We start from the raw sequence: 19,247 nt of genomic DNA, 5'->3' as shown, positions 1-19,247 counted from the left end.
ATTTCATAAATTAGTTCGCTAATTACATTACTAAATTAAAGGCATTGATCTTTAATGTATAATTTATATATATTTTAAAAAATGAATTTATTCGTTTTTAAAATTCACATAAATTATTTGTATCTTGGAGTGTGTATGAATAGAGATAAAATTATTAAAAGTATAGAAACATGAAAGGGGGATTTATTAGATTTATCCTTAAGAAACAAAGCTTTAAATTACTCTTTTAATCCTTCAAAAAATTTATCTAGACTTAAAATAATAAGCCCTGATTTAAACCAAATTTTAAACATTATTGAAGATAAAAAATCATTTGAAATTGCAAATATAAATTACAAAAATGAAAATACTGAAGACTCAAAAATAATTAGACATTACAACTATAACGATTTATTATTAGTTGAAAATTCATTAAAAGAAAATGTTTTTTATTCAGATATTGATAAAAAAGATCAAGTGAATGTACTGAAAAAAATTAGCAAAAAATACCTTGACTTTATTGATCAATATTCAATTAATACATTGTTTTTGGCTATTGGATTGCTAAAATGACGAGAAGAAGAAAGTGACTTAAATTACTATTCACCTTTAATGTTTATTCAAACTAAATTAAAAAGCAAAAAAAATATAAAAGAAAATAGTGCATTTAATTTAATGTTTAATGAAGAATCTATTTTAATTCCAAATATTACACTTATTAAAAAGTTAAATTATTCATTTGGAATTAAAATAAATATTGAAGAACTTGAGAAAGCAGAAACAAATATTGAAAAATATAATTTAATAAAACAAATATTAAAACAACATTTTCAAGACGAAAATTGAGGTTTTGTTGATAATGTTTATTTAGATACTTTTAGTTTTTCTAAAATAAATATATTTGCAGACTTAGAACAAAATGAAAATAAAATTATTAACAGTAAATTTATTCAATCTATGTTGGGTGAAGAAATTCAAAAGGAACCATTTGATGTAATAAATGAATCAAATGTTGAAGAAAAAATTGACATTAATAATTATTATCATATTCTTGACTCAGATTCATCACAAGAAGTTGCAATTCAAAGCGCTATTCAGGGTCAAAGTTTTATTTTACAAGGACCTCCAGGTACAGGGAAATCACACACAATTACAAATATAATTACTGAACTTCTTGCAAGAAATAAAAAAATTCTTTTCGTTGCTGAGAAAAAAGCTGCACTTGATGTTGTTTATAATAATTTAGATAAAATTGGTTTATCTGATTATTCTATTCCAATTCATAGTATTGATTTAAATAAAAAAGAAATACTAAAAAATCTTGCAGATTCTTTAACTAAGGGTGAAAATAAACTGATAATTGATCAAAATAGTTCGCAAAACTTAGTACACAATTACAAAAAAACAGTTGATTATTTAAGCAAATATGGGAAAGAATTATTACAATTAAGAAAACCACTAAATATAAGTTTATATAGATTAATTGGGAAATATTACACTCTAAAGCAAACAAAAGATTTATTATTTGCAATAAATAACTTAGAATCTATAAATTCACAAAAACTTGAAGATTTAAAAATTACAATCAATGAATTTGAAACATGTTGTCAATATTTTAACTTTAATGTTTCAAATAACCCTTGATGAGGAAGCAAATGAACAAAAATAAATATTCAAGAAAAAGAAGAAATAATTCAAAAATTAAATTCAATTAGCAATTTTGCTCAAGATGTATATAAAAAGATTCTTTCAGTCCACAAATCAATAACAATAAATGATCAAAGTTTTGCAAAAAATATTACGTACTTAAAAGATATTTTTGAACAAATTCTTAATTTAAATATAAAAATAGATGAAAAAATATTATATCTAAATAATATCGATGATGAAATTACAAAATACAATCTTCTATTATTAACATTAAAAGAATATAAAGAACTAGAAAATAATTTAAGCGGAATTTTTGATTTAAAAATAACTGAAGCTAATGTAAATAAATTTGTACAAAACTACAAAGAAAAATATAAAAATCCTTTTCGTTTTTTAAGTGTAAGATGATCTTTTGTTAATAAAATTTTAAAAAAATTCTCAAAATCAAAAGATAAAAACTTAATACACAATAATCTTGATAATTTACTGAAATTTAAATCATTAGATAATAAATTAAATGAAATAAAAAATACATTAAATTTTGCACCTAATATTTTAGAAATCAATAATGTAAAAGACATTCAATCATCTTTAAAATTAATTAATTCAATTAATAAATACAATGTTATTAGCGATTTTACTATTGATAAAATCAAGTTAACTCAAATTATAAATCTTGATATTCGATACAAAAATGATATAGAAGAAACATTGGAATTAATAAATAAATTTTTAGATAATTTAAATTACATATCTTCAAACTTTGAAAAAAATATTTTTGATTTTGACATTTTATCAATTCCACAATTAAAAGAAAAATTAACTTTTTTAAATAATACCCACAATGATCTTGGTATGATGGTTCGAATTAATAAAGTAAAATCTGAATTAGATGACCTAGAATTAGCAGATTTTTATACAAAAATTTTAGAAGCTAAAATAACTAAGAGTTTTTATAATGTTTTTATTAAACGTTTCTACAAACTTATTATTGATACAATAATAACAAAAGATATGCAAGAATTTAACGACTCAAACTTAGAAACTTTTAGAGATATGTTTATAAATGTTGAACAAAATGTAAAAGAATTAGCAAAAGCAAAAATTGAAGCTAATTTACTAAATAACATACCTAATAGCAATGGTTTAAATAGTCAAAATATCGAAATTAAAATTCTTAAGGCAGAAGCAAATAAATCAAGAAATATCATGCCTTTTAAAAAGATATTTGAAAAAATTCCTAACTTACTATTGCAACTTAAACCTTGCTTAATGATGTCACCTCTTTCAGTAAGTGCTTACTTAAAAGATGCAGATATTGAATTTGATACAGTTATTTTTGATGAAGCATCACAAGTAAAGCCTGAAACAGCGATTGGTGCAATTTATCGGGCAAAGCAAATAATAATTGTTGGTGATAGTGAACAATTACCACCAACTAACTTCTTTAATTTAATTGATCAAGATAATGAAATAACAGAAGAAGACGATGACTCAGTATCAATAAAAGGTTTTGATTCAATTCTTAATATGGCTAATATTTCATTAAATACAATTAAATTAAGATGACACTATCGGTCAGTTTTTGAAGAACTAATATATCCTTCAAATAAAGAAATTTATAATAATTTAATTACTTTTCCTTCAAAATTGAAACCAAAAGAATTTGAAGGAATTAATAAAATATATGTAAATGGTTTATTTGTTGAAAGAAAAAATGAAAAAGAAGCAGATGAGGTAATTAAAACCATAGAAAAAATAATATTAAACTATGGAATTGAAAGCAGTGTAGGGGTCGTTACTTTTAACCAAGAACAACAACTACATATCGAGAAAAAAATTGACAAATTCAAACAAAAATTCCCTCAATATAGTGAATTTTTCAGCCGTGAAAAAGAAGATAATTTCTTTGTAAAAAATATTGAAACAGTTCAAGGGGATGAAAGAGAATTTATTATTATAAGTTCAGTATATGGACCTGATTTAAATAATAAGATTTCAATGAGATTTGGACCTATTAATAATGAAAATGGGTATAAACGTTTAAATGTTGCTTTTACACGGGCAAAAAGAGGAGTTATTTTAGTTTCTTCTTTAAAATCAGAAGATATTGACTTAAATAGAGCAGAAGGTCGTGGAGTTAAATTCCTAAAAACTTATTTAGAAACTGCAGAGTTTGGTATAAATCCTTTAATTGATAATAATGATGATATTATTGAATTTGATTCACCTTTTGAAGAGGAAGTTTACAATGAATTAACTAGATTAGGTTATAAAATAAAAACACAAGTAGGGAGTTCAGGATATAGAATAGATTTAGCAATTGTTGATCCTAATAATCCAAATAATTATATTTTAGGAATTGAATGTGATGGTTCTACATACCACTCATCAAAAACAGCAAGGGACAGAGATAGATTAAGACAAGAAGTTTTAGAAAAGAGAGGTTGAAACATTCACTGTATTTGATCAACTGATTGATTTACAAATAAAACAAATCAATTAAATAAGATTAAAAATGTACTTAAGAACATTAATGTCAACCCTAATAAAAAACAATCCACAAATAAAGTGGACAATCATTTATTTAGTGTAGCAAAAAAAGAAGAAACTAAAATAGAGTTTCTTACATTACCTGATTTTGATGACGAGTATTTATTTTTAAATATATTATCTAATTCTAATACTTCATATGCAGTTACTAAATTAAAAGAATTAATCATTAATTATCAAGTATTACATATTTCACACATTAAAAAAATTCTTACTTTTATATTTAACAGAAGAGTATATTCATCATATGTACAAGGTTTTGCAAACAGAATATTTTCATTATTAAAAACAGAAAATTTTGTATTTGATAATGATTTCATTATTGCTCCTGATATTGATAAAAATACTATAAAATTTAAAAAAGCAACAAAAAGATCACCTGAAACTGTTTATTATTTTGAATTTGTCGATTTAATTTTACAAATTATTAATTCAGTCAAAATAATTGACCAAAATTCACTAATGAGATTAATAATTAATTATTTAGGTTATACATCTTTAAACACAACTACAAAACAATTTTTAGAAAATATTCTTGACAAAATGGTTCAAGAAAATCTAATAATTTATGAAAAAGAAAACGATATTTATAAATCACTATAAAAAATTAATGCATTAAATTAAAGCACCTAAAATCCGGTGCTTTAATTTTAAAAAAAGCAAAATTTATAAAAAAACGATTTTTCGATGATTTTTTTACTATTTTTTTAATTTTTTGATTTTATTTAGCACTTTAATAAAAAGTGTGCTAAAATATAAACATCAAAATTAAGGAGATTTATCATGGCAAAAGTTTTAATTATTAATACATCACCAGTTTCAAAAGACTTATCAATTTCATATGGAATGGCGCAAGTGTTTAAAAAAGCTTATTTAGCAGCAAATCCACAAGACGAAGTTGAAGAATTAGACTTAAATGAAGTAGAAATGGCTCACAAAACTATTGATTCAAAAAATATGGGTCCAGAGTACTGAAATGAAGAAGATTCAGACAAATACATTGAACAATTAAAAAATACAGACAAAATTATTTTTGTTGCTCCAATGACAAACTTCAGTATTTCAGCTTTAGCTAGAAACTATTTAGATCACGTTTTAGTAGCAAACAAAACATTTAGTTACAAATATTCAAAAGATGGAGATGCAGTTGGATTATTACCACATTTAAAAGTTCAAATATTAGCAACACAAGGGGCACCATTTGGATGATATTTATGAGGAAGTCATACTGCTTTAATTAAAGGAACATTTGAATTTGTTGGTGCAAAAGTTAAAGAACCTTTAATGATTGATGGAACAAAAACCCCAATGTATGCAGGTTGAACAAGAGATCAAATCATTGAAAAACACATGGATAGAATTGTTGATGCAGCTTCAAAATTCTAATCATTATTATTAAATTAAAAAATCAAAAATAGCATTATTTTAAACGTTATTTTTGATTTTTTTGTTTTTTTCAAGATAAATTATCATTTTTTTCCGTATTAAAATATTTTTATTTTTTAATAAATTATAATTATTATTATAAAAAATAGGAGGAAAGAAAAAATGACACCAAAACAATTATTAACCAAAAGTTGAAATTCAACTGGTTTTATGTATGAATTTATTGCTGTTTATACATTAATTTTCTTTGTAACACTTTGAATATTTTTTGCAAAGTTAAATAAAAAAGAAAATAATAAATTGTACATGACATTAGGTTTTACATTTGCAACATTTTTAATGTTTATTATTCCTTGATCATGAAGTTTCTTTTTATCAGATAGAAGATCATTTGCTTTAGCAAACCCTATTGTGGTTTTACTGCAAGCAATGCTTCAAGGTGTAGATGTAACTAAGAAAACATTTGAACCCATTTTTACTGGTGTTTGATATTTAATTGGCGGACAACTTTTGGGTGGTTTAGCTGGTTTTATAACCTTTATACCTTTATATTATTTACTAAGACAATTTTTTAAAGATGTTGAAAAGTATTTTGATAATTTAAAAGAAATGAGTCTTTTAAACATATTTAAAATAAATAATAAAGCTAACAATAACCCCAAATATTTTGTTATTAAAGAAGCAATATTTATTTCATTATTTACTGTTACAGTACCACTTTTAAACTATGTAAACCAAACAAATTATGGAGCAACTCCATATGATAAAATGTTTTTAACACTTGCTGTTATTGCATTTACAATTTACATATCATCTTATTTTGGATATTATGCGTTTCATATATTCTTTACTTTTATTAATTTTATAATGACTGCGATTTTTTCTTTATATCAATTAATAAAACAACAAAAAAATTTAATAAATAAAAAGAATATTATTAAAGACTCATGAAGTTTCGCAATTACTTCATCTTTAAGCATAACAATTCCATTAATATTTGGTTTAATGGTTGCGCAAATTACTATAAATTCAGGAGCAGGAATAAATTTTTAAGGAAAAAGTATGAAAAAGAAATTTTATAATTTATTATTAATCCCCACATTAACCTTACCATTTACAGTGGCGGCCTGTGCGAACCCAAAAACAGAAAACACAAATAACACAGACATAAATGAAACTACAAAAAATGAAAATAACAATGTTTTTAGTCAATTAAATTCTGGATTTCATTTTGAACCAGTAGCTAATTATTTTAAATACAACGATAAAACAAATGAAGTTTTTAAATTCAAAACTGAAGGAGCAGATGCTTCTAAAATTGAATTTACTGATTTTTCAAAAAACGATTATGTTCCAAGACATTTTAATTTTGATTTTGATGCATTTAAAAAAATATTAGTAAATCAATTAAAAATAGATCAATCATTTGTAAATAAAATAAACTACAAATTTGATTACCATAATATTAGAGTAGATTCAGCAAATATTCACAACGTGATTTTACCAATTAAGGTTCTTGTACCTGCTGAAATTAAAAACAATAACAAAAAATTATTTACTGAACACAAAGTAGAATTTACATTAAAAGGAATTAAATTAAAAGCTAGTGATATTAAAAAATATCAAGAAGTAGATAAATTAAATCAAGAATTGCAACAACAAATTACCAACGAAAATATTCAAGTAGTTTTTGATGATACTAAAAAAGATGAATTTGTTGCATTACTAAAAAAATATAACATTAATGAATTATCAACTAAACAACTAAATAGCATAATAAAACTTAGTGGATTTAATTTAGATGCTTTAAAACAAAAATACCCAGGTCAAGGAATTAATATTTTTGTAAATGAAATTGATTTAACAAATAATCAAGAATTAAATAAAATTACTCTATCAATAAGAATTGCAAATGGATTATTTGAACAAGATAGAAGAAGCAAAGAATTAACAGAAGAAAGTAAAACTAATGTAGGATTTACAATTCATAAAGAAATTCAACTAAATGAAGAGTGACAAAATGTATTTTTAGATCAAAAATTAAGCAATAATGTTTTATATTCAATAAAAAATAACAACATTTATAATGCTGATTTTATGAATTTAACTGCTAATGATTTTGTTTTTTATTCAAATAATAAAGATGCTGTTTATAAAATCGTTTCATACACTCCAATAGACTTAAGAAATGGATTATTAAAATTCCAAGCTAAAATTAGTGAAAAAACTTATGATTTTGATAAAAAAGTTGGAGTAGGAAACTACACAAACCCATTTGAAGATAACTTTGTAAAAGAAAATATTAATGCATATAACTTTATAATAGATACTTTAACTCGTGAGGACTTAGCAAAAGTAAATGAATCAATTTACAATATCTTTGGTACACATATGTTATCAGGTGGATATGATTCAACTAGATCAGTTTATGCTGCTAAAACTTCTGTACCTAACTTTTTACACGTTGGAGAAGATTATTTAGCACCTTCATTTACACCAATAGTTGCTCCATATGATGGTGAAATTATTGGAATATTTAATAGAGAATATGATGCTTCAGAAAAAGCTGATGCATCATCAGTTGGAACAACTTTAATGATGAGAGTAAAAAAATCAGCATTAAATTTAACACCAGCGGAATTTGAAAAACACTTTCAAATAAAAGACGATAATCTAGATGGTTGAATGTATATTGGATTTATTCACTTAGATAGTAACAGAACTTTAAGTCAAGATATAGGAATAACACCATTAAATTACACTTCAGGTAATGGAAAATATGTTGTTGCAGATAATATTGATCCAGCACACCCAAAAGTAGTTAAAAAAGGGCAAGTTATTGGATTTTTAGGTAGTCCAGACACAAATGGTGGTTGAATGCCTCACGTTCACATTACTGTATATAACAACACAAGCAAAAACTACAATGAAAATAATTTCTTTACAAATGTTTCTTCAACTCGTGAAAAACGTGTTAATGGTTACAGTGTAGAAAAAAGAAATAATCCTACAAGCATTCGTGTTGATGGAGTATTTGCTAAATCATTTGGTAAAAAACCAGTTGCTTATGAAGTAGATCCTATTACTGGTAAAAAAACAAAAACAGAAGCTGGAGAATTTACTTGAATTTCTAATCCAATGAGTGAACAAGAAACAAGAAATGGATTTGTAAATCCTAACGTTTTATTTAAAATAAGAGGTGATGAGTCATTTTCATTTAACCTTGAAGAATTATTCGAATTACAAAAATCTCAAAACGAAAATTAAATACAAAAAGTTAACATTTTTTTCTAAGTGTTAACTTTTTTTTACTTTAAATAGTAATGAAAATAAAACTACAACAAGATATAAAAGATTGCGGAGTTGTTTGCATTCAAGCATTTTATAAATACTATTTTAAAAAATGAATAAATATAAATGATTTAAAAACTCAAGCTAATTATTCTCAAAATGGTTTAAATTTAATAGAAATGCAGCAACTTGCATACAATAATAATTTAGATATGAAAATACTAGAAGGTGATTTTCACAGTTTTTTGCAGCTAAAAATTACAAAACCATTAATTGTATTAGTAAATAACAATAATTTATTACATTACATAATTATTGTTAAAAAAGATCACAATAAATATGAAGTTTTAGATCCTGCAAAAGGAAAATATTTAATTGATGTACAAGAATTAAAGAAAAAATACCTAAATGTTATTTTAAATATAGAAAAAGGCAATAGAACTATTTCTTATAATTTTCAAAAGAATACTATTTTTTCAGTATTTAATAATTTAAAGTTAGTATTATTTTCAATAATATTGTCCATTGTAGTGTTTCTTTTAAATATTTTTAGTTCTTATCTTGCAAAACAAATTATTGATAATGCTTTATCTCTAAAAAATGAAAATTTAATTACTACAATATTTATTGTTAGTTTTTGAGTAATTTTTTCAAGAATCTTGATTAATTTTTCACTCTCGATGATCGAAAATAAAATTCAAATTAATTTAATAAACAACATAACTGAAGTATTTATAAAAAAATTACTCAATGCTAATTTAATTTCTTTAAATAAATTAGATAAATCTGACGTTTTAAGTCGCTTTTTTTTAGTTAATGCAATTGCACAATATCAATCACAATTTTTATTGATAATTTTTAGTCAAAGCTTTGGATTTATAATATCTATTATTTTTTTATGATATTTCAATATTTATCTAACATTAATTGCTTTAATTTCATTAGTTATTATATTATTAATTTCGCTTTTATTTAACTTTCTAAATAAACCGCAATATGAAAAACTAATAAAATTATCTGAAGAAAATATAAATAACTTTTTAAATTTAATTTTAAATTCTTTCCAAAACAAAAATCTATATAATAGTACATATAATTTTCAATCTTTTGTAAAAATAAATAAAGAATACTTATTGAAATCTTATACTTATCACCAAAATATATTATCAAAAGATAAATTAATAAATTTAGCAATGCAAATTACACCAGTTTTAATTATGTTTATTGGAATTAAAGTAATTTACAAGCAAGATATAAACTTAGGAATACTTATTATTTTTAGCACATTTTATAATTATTTATTAAATCCTATTTTAAGTTTTTCTTTAATTGTTTCACAATATACAACTTACAAAATTAATTTAAATAAAATTAACTTTATTTTAAATTTAGATACAACTAATAATTTTCAACCTTTTTTACATTTTATAAAATGCAATAGCATAGAAATTAAAAACCTAGAATTTGGATACGTTCCAAGTGTTAAATTTTTAAAAATAAATAAACTTAATCTTTTGCAACATTCAACTTTAGAGTCACAAAATGGTACAGGCAAAACTACATTTTTAAAAATATTAGCGAAACACTATGACTATCAAGGTTCAATAAAAATTAATAATATAGAACTTAAAAATTTCAATAATGAAGAAATATACGAAAAAGTTTTATATCTAAATAAAAATATTTTATTTAGTGCAAAAAATATTTTTGAACAAATTACTTTAAAAAATACTAGTTTAGAAAATCAATTTTATATTAATTTTAAAAAATATAAGTTACAAAATATTCTTGATTATGTTAATTTAAAACTAGATACAACATTAGAAAATAATGCCACCAATTTAAGCAATGGACAACAGGCAATAGTTAATGTTTTCAGTATATTTGCAAATAATTATTCAATAATTTTATTAGATGAAGCATTTGAACATTTAGATGAAAAAATTTTCAATAATCTTAAAATAATTCTTCAACAACATTTAAAAAATACTTATACTATTGAAGTTTCTCACTCAAAAAAATATATTTTTAATGAAAATCTTATTAAATTAAATGAAATTTAAATTTTCTAAGTTAGAAATTTTAATTCTAATCATAACAATATCTATTTTGTTTTCACTTATTTTGTTTTTAATATTTTTTCAAAAGTTAAATTTTGAATACAAAAAGATAAAAATAATTGACAATAAACAACTTATTTTTGAAACTGATTTGAATTTAAATGATTTTTTTAAAATAAATGACACAATTACATTAAAAATTAATGAAAAAGAAATTTTTGCTAAATTATTAAGCATTACAGTAGGAGAAAAAGGCTATTTTATATTCAAGATTAAATTTTTAAATTTTGCATATTTTTTTAAGTTTTCAAATGTATATTTAAAAATTACAAATTTCACTGAAATTATTAAATTTTTTAGATAATTATGACATTATTTTTATATAATAAAATTTATGAATAGAATTTTATTTACAAATGATACAAATTATCGTTTTAGATACAAAAAAGACTACCAAAATATCTTAGATCTTGCAAAAGAAGAATTTAATTCTGAAAAAGATATTGATGTTGATATTTTAATTGTAAATAACGAACAAATTCAACTATATAATCAAGAATACAGAAACAAAAATTATCCAACAGATATTCTTTCATTTCCTTTTGATGATGACATGTCATTAAATTTTTTAGATAATAGACCACTAGGGCAAATAATTATTTCATATGAAAAAATAAAAGAGCATGCAAAAGAATATAACCATAGCATAAGAAGAGAATTTTGCTACATATTCTGCCATGGAATTGCTCATTTATTTGGTTTTGATCATTTAACACCTGAAGAAGAAGCAAATATGAATAAGCACGTGGATGCAATTATGGAAAAATTAAGCATAAGTCGTTAGGAGAAATATGAAAGTCTGTACAATAGCAATAATAGGAAGACCAAACACAGGAAAAAGTACGTTATTAAATAAATTAATTGATTATGATTTATCAATTATTACAAATGTACCACAAACTACAAGAGATCAAATTAAAGGGATTTACACTGATGATAACTATCAATTAGTGTTTATTGATACACCAGGAATACATAAAGCACAGCATGTATTCAATGAAAAATTAAATCAAGCTAGTTATGATAGTTTAGAAGATGTAGATTTAGTATTATTTTTACAACCTGCCAATGAAGAAATTGGAAATGGTGATAAATTCATCATGAAAAAACTAGAAAACATCAAACATAAGTTTGCCATTATAAGTAAAATAGATTTAGCTACAAAAGAAGAAATTGAAAATAAAGCTAGCGAATTATTAAAATATAAATTTGACACTGTCATGGCGGTAGGATTTGGATTTGATACAACTTATGAAGATATTTTAGAAGTTATCAAAAAAGAATATGCAGACAATTTAGAAGACTCTGAACCTTATTATGATCCCGAATATTTAACAGACTTACCAATGCGTTTTATTGCGAAAGAAACAATAAGAGAAACAGCATTTTTAAATTTAAAAGAAGAACTTCCTCACTCAATTGCTGTTGTTATAGATGAATTTACAGAACAAGAAGATGGAAGACCATATGTTATAAGAGCAACGATTTTTGCTAAAAAAGAATCACAAAAAGGAATTATCATTGGTGCTAATGGAACAATGATAAAGAAAATATCTATGTTATCTAGAAAAAAACTAGAAAATCAATTTTCACATAAAATATTTTTAGAAATTAAAGTAAAAGTTAATAAAAATTGAGTAGATAAAGAAGATCAAATTAAAAAATTAGGATATTAACATGAAACTCATAAAGTTTAAAACTTTAAAAAAAATACTTCTTTTTACATTTTTAACCTTATTAACAGCAAGCATTACTACTGCTGTTATTTTTAAAATTAAAACACCTTATTTAGTTAGTATATATAATTATGAATCATATTTATCAAAACCACTTATTGCAAAAATAAACAAAAAATATTCATATCGTGTGTTTAATGATATAAATGTGTTTACAAAGGATATAGAACAAGGGAAAACTGTTGGTGGTGTTGGAAGTGATTTTCAAATTGCTAATTTAGTATTAGAAGGTAAAATTAAAAAAATAAACTGAAATATTCTAATTGATAATTTATCAAATAATAGAGAAGAAAAAAAACAACAAATACAAAATATTTTTACTGATATAACAAATTCACACATTGAAAAATATGAAAATTGAATTATTAATAAAATAATTGAAATTAATCCTGAAAACAATAAAAACAGAGATTCTTTTAATCATGTAATTAAACCTTTTTTATATTACAAAAATGAAAATTTAAGCAATAAAAATTCAAGAGAAAATATTTTAGGGTTTGAAGTGGATTCAGAGGAAGGAATTGATAATTTTTATGAATTTTTAATACCTTACTTTATTCAAGATAAAGTTGTTGCTTACAACATAAATAAAAATTCAAGACCACATATAACAAACTGAAATTCAGAAAAATATTTTAATTCTAGAACATGAAAAAATATTTACGAAACTCTTTATAATTTAGGTTATCATAAATTTGGATGAACCAATGTTTATTATGATAATTTAATGTTAGGACAATATTTTGCATCAGAAGAAAATAAACATAATTATTTAACTGAAAATGGACTCGCAAACATTAATTTAAATAACATTGATAACATAATTGAATATTTTAAAGAATTTGTATTTTCAACTACTCATCACTCAATTTTGGAAACAAAATTTAACAAATTAGCAACAAATGGACTTGAACTTGTAAACGATTTAATCGATCCTAGTAAAGAAAAATTAGATGCAGCTTTAATGTATAACGGTGATGTTTTGGATAGTTATTATTCAAATGATAATTTTAGTATGTTAGAAGACGGAAAAAATGTAGACTATATAAGACCACAAAATAACATGATTTTATTAGATGCATGAATAATTTCTAAATCTGTAAGTGATAGTGACTCAGATGCAATGCTAAAATATTTAAAAGAAGTTGTTTTTGATACAATTGGTTACTCATATAATGAACTTGTTTCAGCTTACTATAACAATATATTAAATAATTTTGATAACAAAGAATCATTAAGAAGTAAATTATTTACAAATAATATACCAAAGACTATTTCTGAGTTAGATACTGAATTTTTTACTCAAAATTTTGAAAAATTTAAAGATTTTGATTTTAGTAATATGTTATCTAATTTTGATAATGTAAACTATACACCAACAATAAAAAACGAATTTAATTTTTTTAAAGATTATTATTTTTTAGATGAAAATAAAGAAGTAGATATAAAAGCAAAAAATATATATAACATAAATATTGATGAAGATATTTATTATTCATTTTATGTTCCTTTAGATAAAGAAGTTAAATCAACAGTTATAAAAAAATACTTTGAAAAAACTCATTCATAATTTACTTATAAATTTTCAATTTATAACCCTTAAAAACATAAAACTATGCTAAAATTTTTATAATATGTTAAAGAGGCAAAAACTTAAATTAAATGTAAATAATACTATGTGACTTTTTTTTGTCAATATTTTTACTTTGACTTTTTGCACTCTTAAATGATTAAATACTGAATACACTCAGTATATTTATAATTCTGCCCTCGTTATTTAGAAATTAAGTCATTTAAAAATGATTTAATTTCACTTTTGTATTAAAAAATATATTAAGGAAGTACAATGGAAATAAATAACAAAACTCATGAAAAAAATAAAAAAATATATCCTATCATTGAACTTGTTGATGTAGTTAAAGAATTTGAAAACAAAACTGTTTTAGACCATATTAATTTAAGTATTAATCGTGGTGAATTTATTACATTATTAGGTCCAAGTGGTAGTGGTAAAACTACAATTTTAAGAATAATTGGTGGTTTTGAATGAACCACACGTGGTGAAGTTAAATATAATGGAAAAGATATAAAAGATCTTTCCCCACACAAAAGAGATGTGTCTACAATTTTTCAAGATTATGCACTTTTTCCACATTTAAATGTTGAAAACAACATTAAATATGGTTTAAGACTAAAAAGAAAACCAAGAGAAAATGTAAATACATCATATTTTAACACTTTACAAAAAAAACAAAAAGATTGAAAAAAAATAGCTGAATCTAAAATGAAAAATTTAGACAAAACTATGACTCAATATGAAAAAGAATTAGAAAATACTAAATTATCAACAAAAAAACAAGCAAAAATTCAAAAATGAATTGACGACAGTGATTTTCAATACTCATATTGAGAAAACTATGTTGACCTTAAAACAGAAGATTATGAAAAAAAACACTTAACCAGAAAAATTACAAATGCTGAAATGGATAAAGAAGTTGAAGAAATAATTAAACTTGTAGGTCTAGAAGGAAATGCAAAAAAACAAATTTCAAACTTAAGTGGAGGAATGAAACAAAGAGTTGCACTTGCAAGAAGTTTAGTTATAAGTCCTAAAATTCTTTTACTTGATGAACCTTTAAGTGCATTAGATGCTAAAATACGTGAAAAAATGCAAATTCTTTTAAGAAATTTACAAAAAAAATTAAATTTAACATTTATTTTTGTAACTCATGATCGTGATGAAGCTTTACAATTAAGCGATAGAATTGCAGTTATACGAGATGGTCAAGTTGAACAATTTACAACACCACACCAATTATATGATTATCCAAAAAATAAATGAGTTGCTAACTTCATAGGGGATGGTAACTTCTTTGATGCTGTTTTTATCGAAAAAAACAAAGTAAAATTTATGGGTAAAGTGTTTGATACAATTCATACAGAATTTAAAGAAAATGAAAATGTTGATGTTTTAATTAGGCCTGAAGATATTTTAATTTCTAAGTTAGATAAAAATTCTAAGTTAGAAGGAATAGTTAAAAAAACTGTTTATAAGGGAAGTTACTACTACATAGATGTTGAGGTAAATAATAAAATTCTTTACGTTGAAACCATAAATAAATTTTCAGAAGAACAAAAAGTATATCTTTCTTGAGATGATGATGCAATTCATATAATGGCAAAAGACACAAAAGAATGGGATAAAGAACTTATATAATGGTAGAAAAAATCAAAAATAAACTAGGTTTAAATTTAAGATTATCTTTGATTTTACCTTATGTTATTTTCAGTGGTTTATTTATAATTTTGCCATTAATATTAGTAATTATTAAAGCTTTTACTCCTTTAAACAATTCTTTTAATAATTGAGAAATAGCTTCTTCAAAAACTACGTGAATTATTATGTGAAGAAGTATTTGAACTGGTTTTGTTGGTGGTTTTTTGTGTGTATTAATTGGGTTTCCATATGCATATATAATTGCAACATCAAAATCTAATGTAACTAAAAATATTGGATTAAGTTTAATCTTGAGTCCTTTATTAATTTTTACAATTTCAAAAGCATTATCAATAAGAGGGTTATTTTCAGTAATTTTTGATGAAAATTCGCTAAATAATGAAGCTTTTTTAATATTAGGAATTATTTATTTATATATTCCTTTTGTTATTATGCCACTTTATCAAGTCTTAAAAAATATGCCTTCTAATATAATAGAAGCTTCACAGGATCTTGGGTATGGAAAAATTAAAACTATGTTAAAAGTAGTTATTCCATACACCTTAAAAGCAATATTAGGTGGATTTAGTTTGGTATTTTTAATAACCGCTACATCTATTATTTTAAGTGATAGATTATTACCAAATGGTTCACAAAATCAATTAATTGGTAATTTAATTAATAATTTTGCAAATGCTTCAAATCCTTTTGATTTAGCAAATGCTTCAACTCTTGTTTTAATTACTTTATTGGTACTTATGTCTATATATGGAATTATTTATTTAATACCAGTATTATTAAATAAATATCGTTATAAAGGGAGTAACAATGAATAAGATTACTACTTATATAAAAAAATCATATATAGGAATAATTATTTTAATTTTTTACATTCCTTTGATTTTTGGAGCAATTTACTCATTTAATTCACCCAGTGATAAAGGGATTTTCAGTGTAACAACATGAAATAAATTTACCTTTGCAGCTTATACTGAATTATTTTCAAAAAGTCATTTTTCAGCTTTTATAAATTCATTTTTAATTGCAGTATTTACTTCAATTATTGTCATAATATTAGCTTTATTAACTGTTTTTGGACTTTGAAGACAAAAAAATAAACGTTCAAGACAATATGTTCAATCATCATCAAATATACCGATGATTAATAGTGATGTTGTCACCGCTCTTACTCTAGCAATTGTTTTAACCTCATTTTTTGGAGTTTTAAAAGCTACAAATGAAGGATTTATTAGAGTTATAGTTTCTCATGTGGTAATTATTTTACCTTATGCTATTATGATTATGTTACCTAAATCAGATAAATTTTCAAAAAATATTTTTGAAGCTTCAGAAGATTTAGGATATTCAAAAATAAAAACCTGATTTAAAACTTATTTTATTTACATGTTAGGTAGTATAGGATTTGTTTTTGTAATCAGTATGGTTTTAAGTTTTGATGACTTTATTATTACAAGAATAGTTTCAAACACTGAAACACTAGGAACTCAACTTTATGAAGGACAATTCCAAGCATGAAGTTTAGCACTTGGTTCTATTTCACTTTTAATAGTTATAGCAGCAAATATTTTTTATATTTTAACCAAAACTCACTTTTTAAAAGCAACACAAGAAAAATTTAAAAAAGTTATAAATAGAAATAGGAAAATTGAAAATGTTAAAAAGTAAAGTTAAAAAAATAATAACTTTATTTTCTGGAATTATTTTAGGTCTTATTTCAGTTATTTCTGTTGCTTTTGCTATAACAATAAAATTGGATACAGGATACAAACCAAGTATTTATAATTACGGTTCATATTTAGAACCTTCTATTATTAAAGAATTTAAATCAAAATATAATTACAAAGTTTTTAATGACATAAATGAATTTACAACTGCTTTAAATAATGAAAAAGCAATAGCTGGAGTGGGAAGTGATTTCCAAGCTGCACAGTTAATTATTGACGATAAAATCAAAAAAATTGATTTCAAATTATTATTCAATATTGAAAATAATGTTTTAAATGGGTTAGAAAATATATTTCGTAAAGAAATTATTGATCATTTAATTGTTTACGATAATTATATTTTAAGTTTAATAAAAACTAAATACCCTCAAAAATTATTAACAGAAAATACATATGATGTTGATGGTGATAAAGAAGAAGATCATTTTTGAGAATACGTAGTTCCCTATTATTCACAAGATAAAGTGATTGCTTATAATATAAACAATAAATTCCGTCCACACATAAAATTAACAGAAGAAGAAAAAGAAAATGGAATTGAGTTTCAAGACAAATCATGATTTGGAATAATGAAAACTTTAAAAGAACATGGATATACAAATTTTGGTTGAAATAATGCATATTATGATAATTTAATGATTGGTGCTTTTTATGAAGAATACAAAAACCCTGGGTCTTGAATTGACAAAAAAACAAAAGAATTAAAACAATTTAATTTCATGAATTATACTGAAGCAATTGATGGATTTAATAAATTTATAAAAGATACTACAACATTTGACATTCGCGATACAAAACACAACTTTTTAATTGGTGATGGTTTAGAACTTTTAAACACTTTAATAGAACCAAAATTAAATAAGGCAGATGCAGCTATTTTATATAATGGTGATGCAATTGATGCTTATTATTCAAGTGATAATTTTAGTGATGCTGATGATGGAGATATTAGATTTATTCGTCCAAAAAACAATTACTTATTAGTTGATGTATGAATTCAAGCAAAATCTTTAACTGCACAACAATCAAATGATTTTATTTTAGAACTTAAAAATAAACTTTATAATAAACTTGACGCAAATGAACCAGTTGAAAAAATTGAACAACAATATGAATTATCATATTTAGAAACTTTAAAATCATTAGTAAATGAATCAAAAACAAAATTAGAAGAAAATTCTATTGCTAAAAAAATTTATGATATTTTAAATCAAAACAGAATTGATGAAAATCTAGACAAAAATATTATTCAAAAAATTTGAGATCTCCATTTAGAAGATGAAGATGCTTGAGCAGATCAATTTGCAAACGCTTTTGGAGAAGTTGAATACACAGAAATTATCAATTTTGATTATGTAAATTATACACCAACACTAAAAGCTACATATAATTTTATTAAAAAATGATACTTTGGCACAGATGAAGTAGCAATACAATTATATGATCAACCAGATCAATCAGAAGATTATAATGTATATATTTATCAAATAATTGATACGCAACTAAGAACAGCAATTAGTGCGTATAATTACAAAAGTATTAAGAGTTAAAAAAATCAGGCAATCCCTGA

13 protein-coding genes are annotated in these 19,247 nt (G+C 23.0%); all 13 read left to right on the top strand.

Going from position 1 to position 19,247, the window contains the following annotated elements; genetic code table 4:
- The first annotated feature begins 135 nt into the window (after window positions 1–135).
- Window positions 136–4,785 (top strand): DUF4011 domain-containing protein, encoded by a 4,650-nt coding sequence (locus tag N8G13_RS03150; RefSeq protein ID WP_262289441.1) that lies wholly within the window; start codon window positions 136–138, stop codon window positions 4,783–4,785.
- A gap of 180 nt (window positions 4,786–4,965) precedes the next feature.
- A complete protein-coding gene (locus tag N8G13_RS03145; protein WP_216488221.1) occupies window positions 4,966–5,568 on the top strand; it encodes an FMN-dependent NADH-azoreductase in 603 nt (200 codons plus the stop codon).
- A 162-nt stretch (window positions 5,569–5,730) separates the two neighbouring features.
- Window positions 5,731–6,621, top strand: coding sequence for an MAG4940 family membrane protein (locus N8G13_RS03140; protein ID WP_262289440.1), 891 nt, complete (start codon window positions 5,731–5,733; stop codon window positions 6,619–6,621).
- A gap of 9 nt (window positions 6,622–6,630) precedes the next feature.
- Window positions 6,631–8,835 carry an MSC_0775 family lipoprotein gene (locus N8G13_RS03135; RefSeq protein WP_262289439.1) on the top strand — a complete coding sequence of 735 codons (2,205 nt, stop codon included), beginning with the start codon at window positions 6,631–6,633 and terminating at the stop codon, window positions 8,833–8,835.
- Between the two features lie 56 nt (window positions 8,836–8,891).
- A complete protein-coding gene (locus N8G13_RS03130; protein WP_262289438.1) occupies window positions 8,892–10,922 on the top strand; it encodes an Mbov_0121 family peptidase domain-containing ABC transporter in 2,031 nt (676 codons plus the stop codon).
- Window positions 10,912–11,283, top strand: a complete 372-nt coding sequence (locus N8G13_RS03125; RefSeq protein ID WP_262289437.1) for a hypothetical protein — start codon at window positions 10,912–10,914, stop codon at window positions 11,281–11,283. The genes N8G13_RS03130 and N8G13_RS03125 overlap by 11 nt, the downstream gene beginning before the upstream one ends.
- Window positions 11,284–11,313: 30 nt before the next feature.
- Window positions 11,314–11,763, top strand: a complete 450-nt coding sequence (gene ybeY, locus N8G13_RS03120) for an rRNA maturation RNase YbeY (RefSeq protein ID WP_216488226.1) — start codon at window positions 11,314–11,316, stop codon at window positions 11,761–11,763.
- A 7-nt stretch (window positions 11,764–11,770) separates the two neighbouring features.
- Window positions 11,771–12,655, top strand: a complete 885-nt coding sequence (gene era / locus N8G13_RS03115) for a GTPase Era (protein ID WP_262289436.1) — start codon at window positions 11,771–11,773, stop codon at window positions 12,653–12,655.
- Window position 12,656: 1 nt separating this feature from the next.
- Entirely contained in the window at window positions 12,657–14,285 is a 1,629-nt protein-coding gene (locus tag N8G13_RS03110) for a hypothetical protein (protein ID WP_262289435.1), read from the top strand.
- A gap of 276 nt (window positions 14,286–14,561) precedes the next feature.
- Window positions 14,562–15,932: an ABC transporter ATP-binding protein gene (locus N8G13_RS03105; RefSeq protein ID WP_262289434.1), complete on the top strand. Its 1,371-nt coding sequence runs from the start codon at window positions 14,562–14,564 to the stop codon at window positions 15,930–15,932.
- The gene (locus N8G13_RS03100) at window positions 15,932–16,768 is read left to right on the top strand and encodes an ABC transporter permease (RefSeq protein ID WP_262289433.1); all 837 of its coding nucleotides are present in this window, start codon (window positions 15,932–15,934) and stop codon (window positions 16,766–16,768) included. Before N8G13_RS03105 ends, N8G13_RS03100 begins: the two co-directional genes overlap by 1 nt.
- Window positions 16,761–17,618 (top strand): ABC transporter permease, encoded by an 858-nt coding sequence (locus N8G13_RS03095; protein ID WP_262289432.1) that lies wholly within the window; start codon window positions 16,761–16,763, stop codon window positions 17,616–17,618. Before N8G13_RS03100 ends, N8G13_RS03095 begins: the two co-directional genes overlap by 8 nt.
- Complete coding sequence (locus N8G13_RS03090) at window positions 17,605–19,227, top strand: hypothetical protein (protein ID WP_262289431.1); 1,623 nt, start codon at window positions 17,605–17,607, stop codon at window positions 19,225–19,227. The genes N8G13_RS03095 and N8G13_RS03090 overlap by 14 nt, the downstream gene beginning before the upstream one ends.
- The last annotated feature ends 20 nt before the right edge of the window (window positions 19,228–19,247 follow it).

Origin of the sequence: Mycoplasma zalophi (genome assembly GCF_025486335.1) — a bacterium.
GTDB lineage: Bacteria > Bacillota_I > Bacilli_A > Mycoplasmatales > Metamycoplasmataceae > Metamycoplasma > Metamycoplasma zalophi.
Note: the sequence above shows the minus strand (reverse complement) of the source record. Positions and strands in the feature narration are given on the sequence as shown.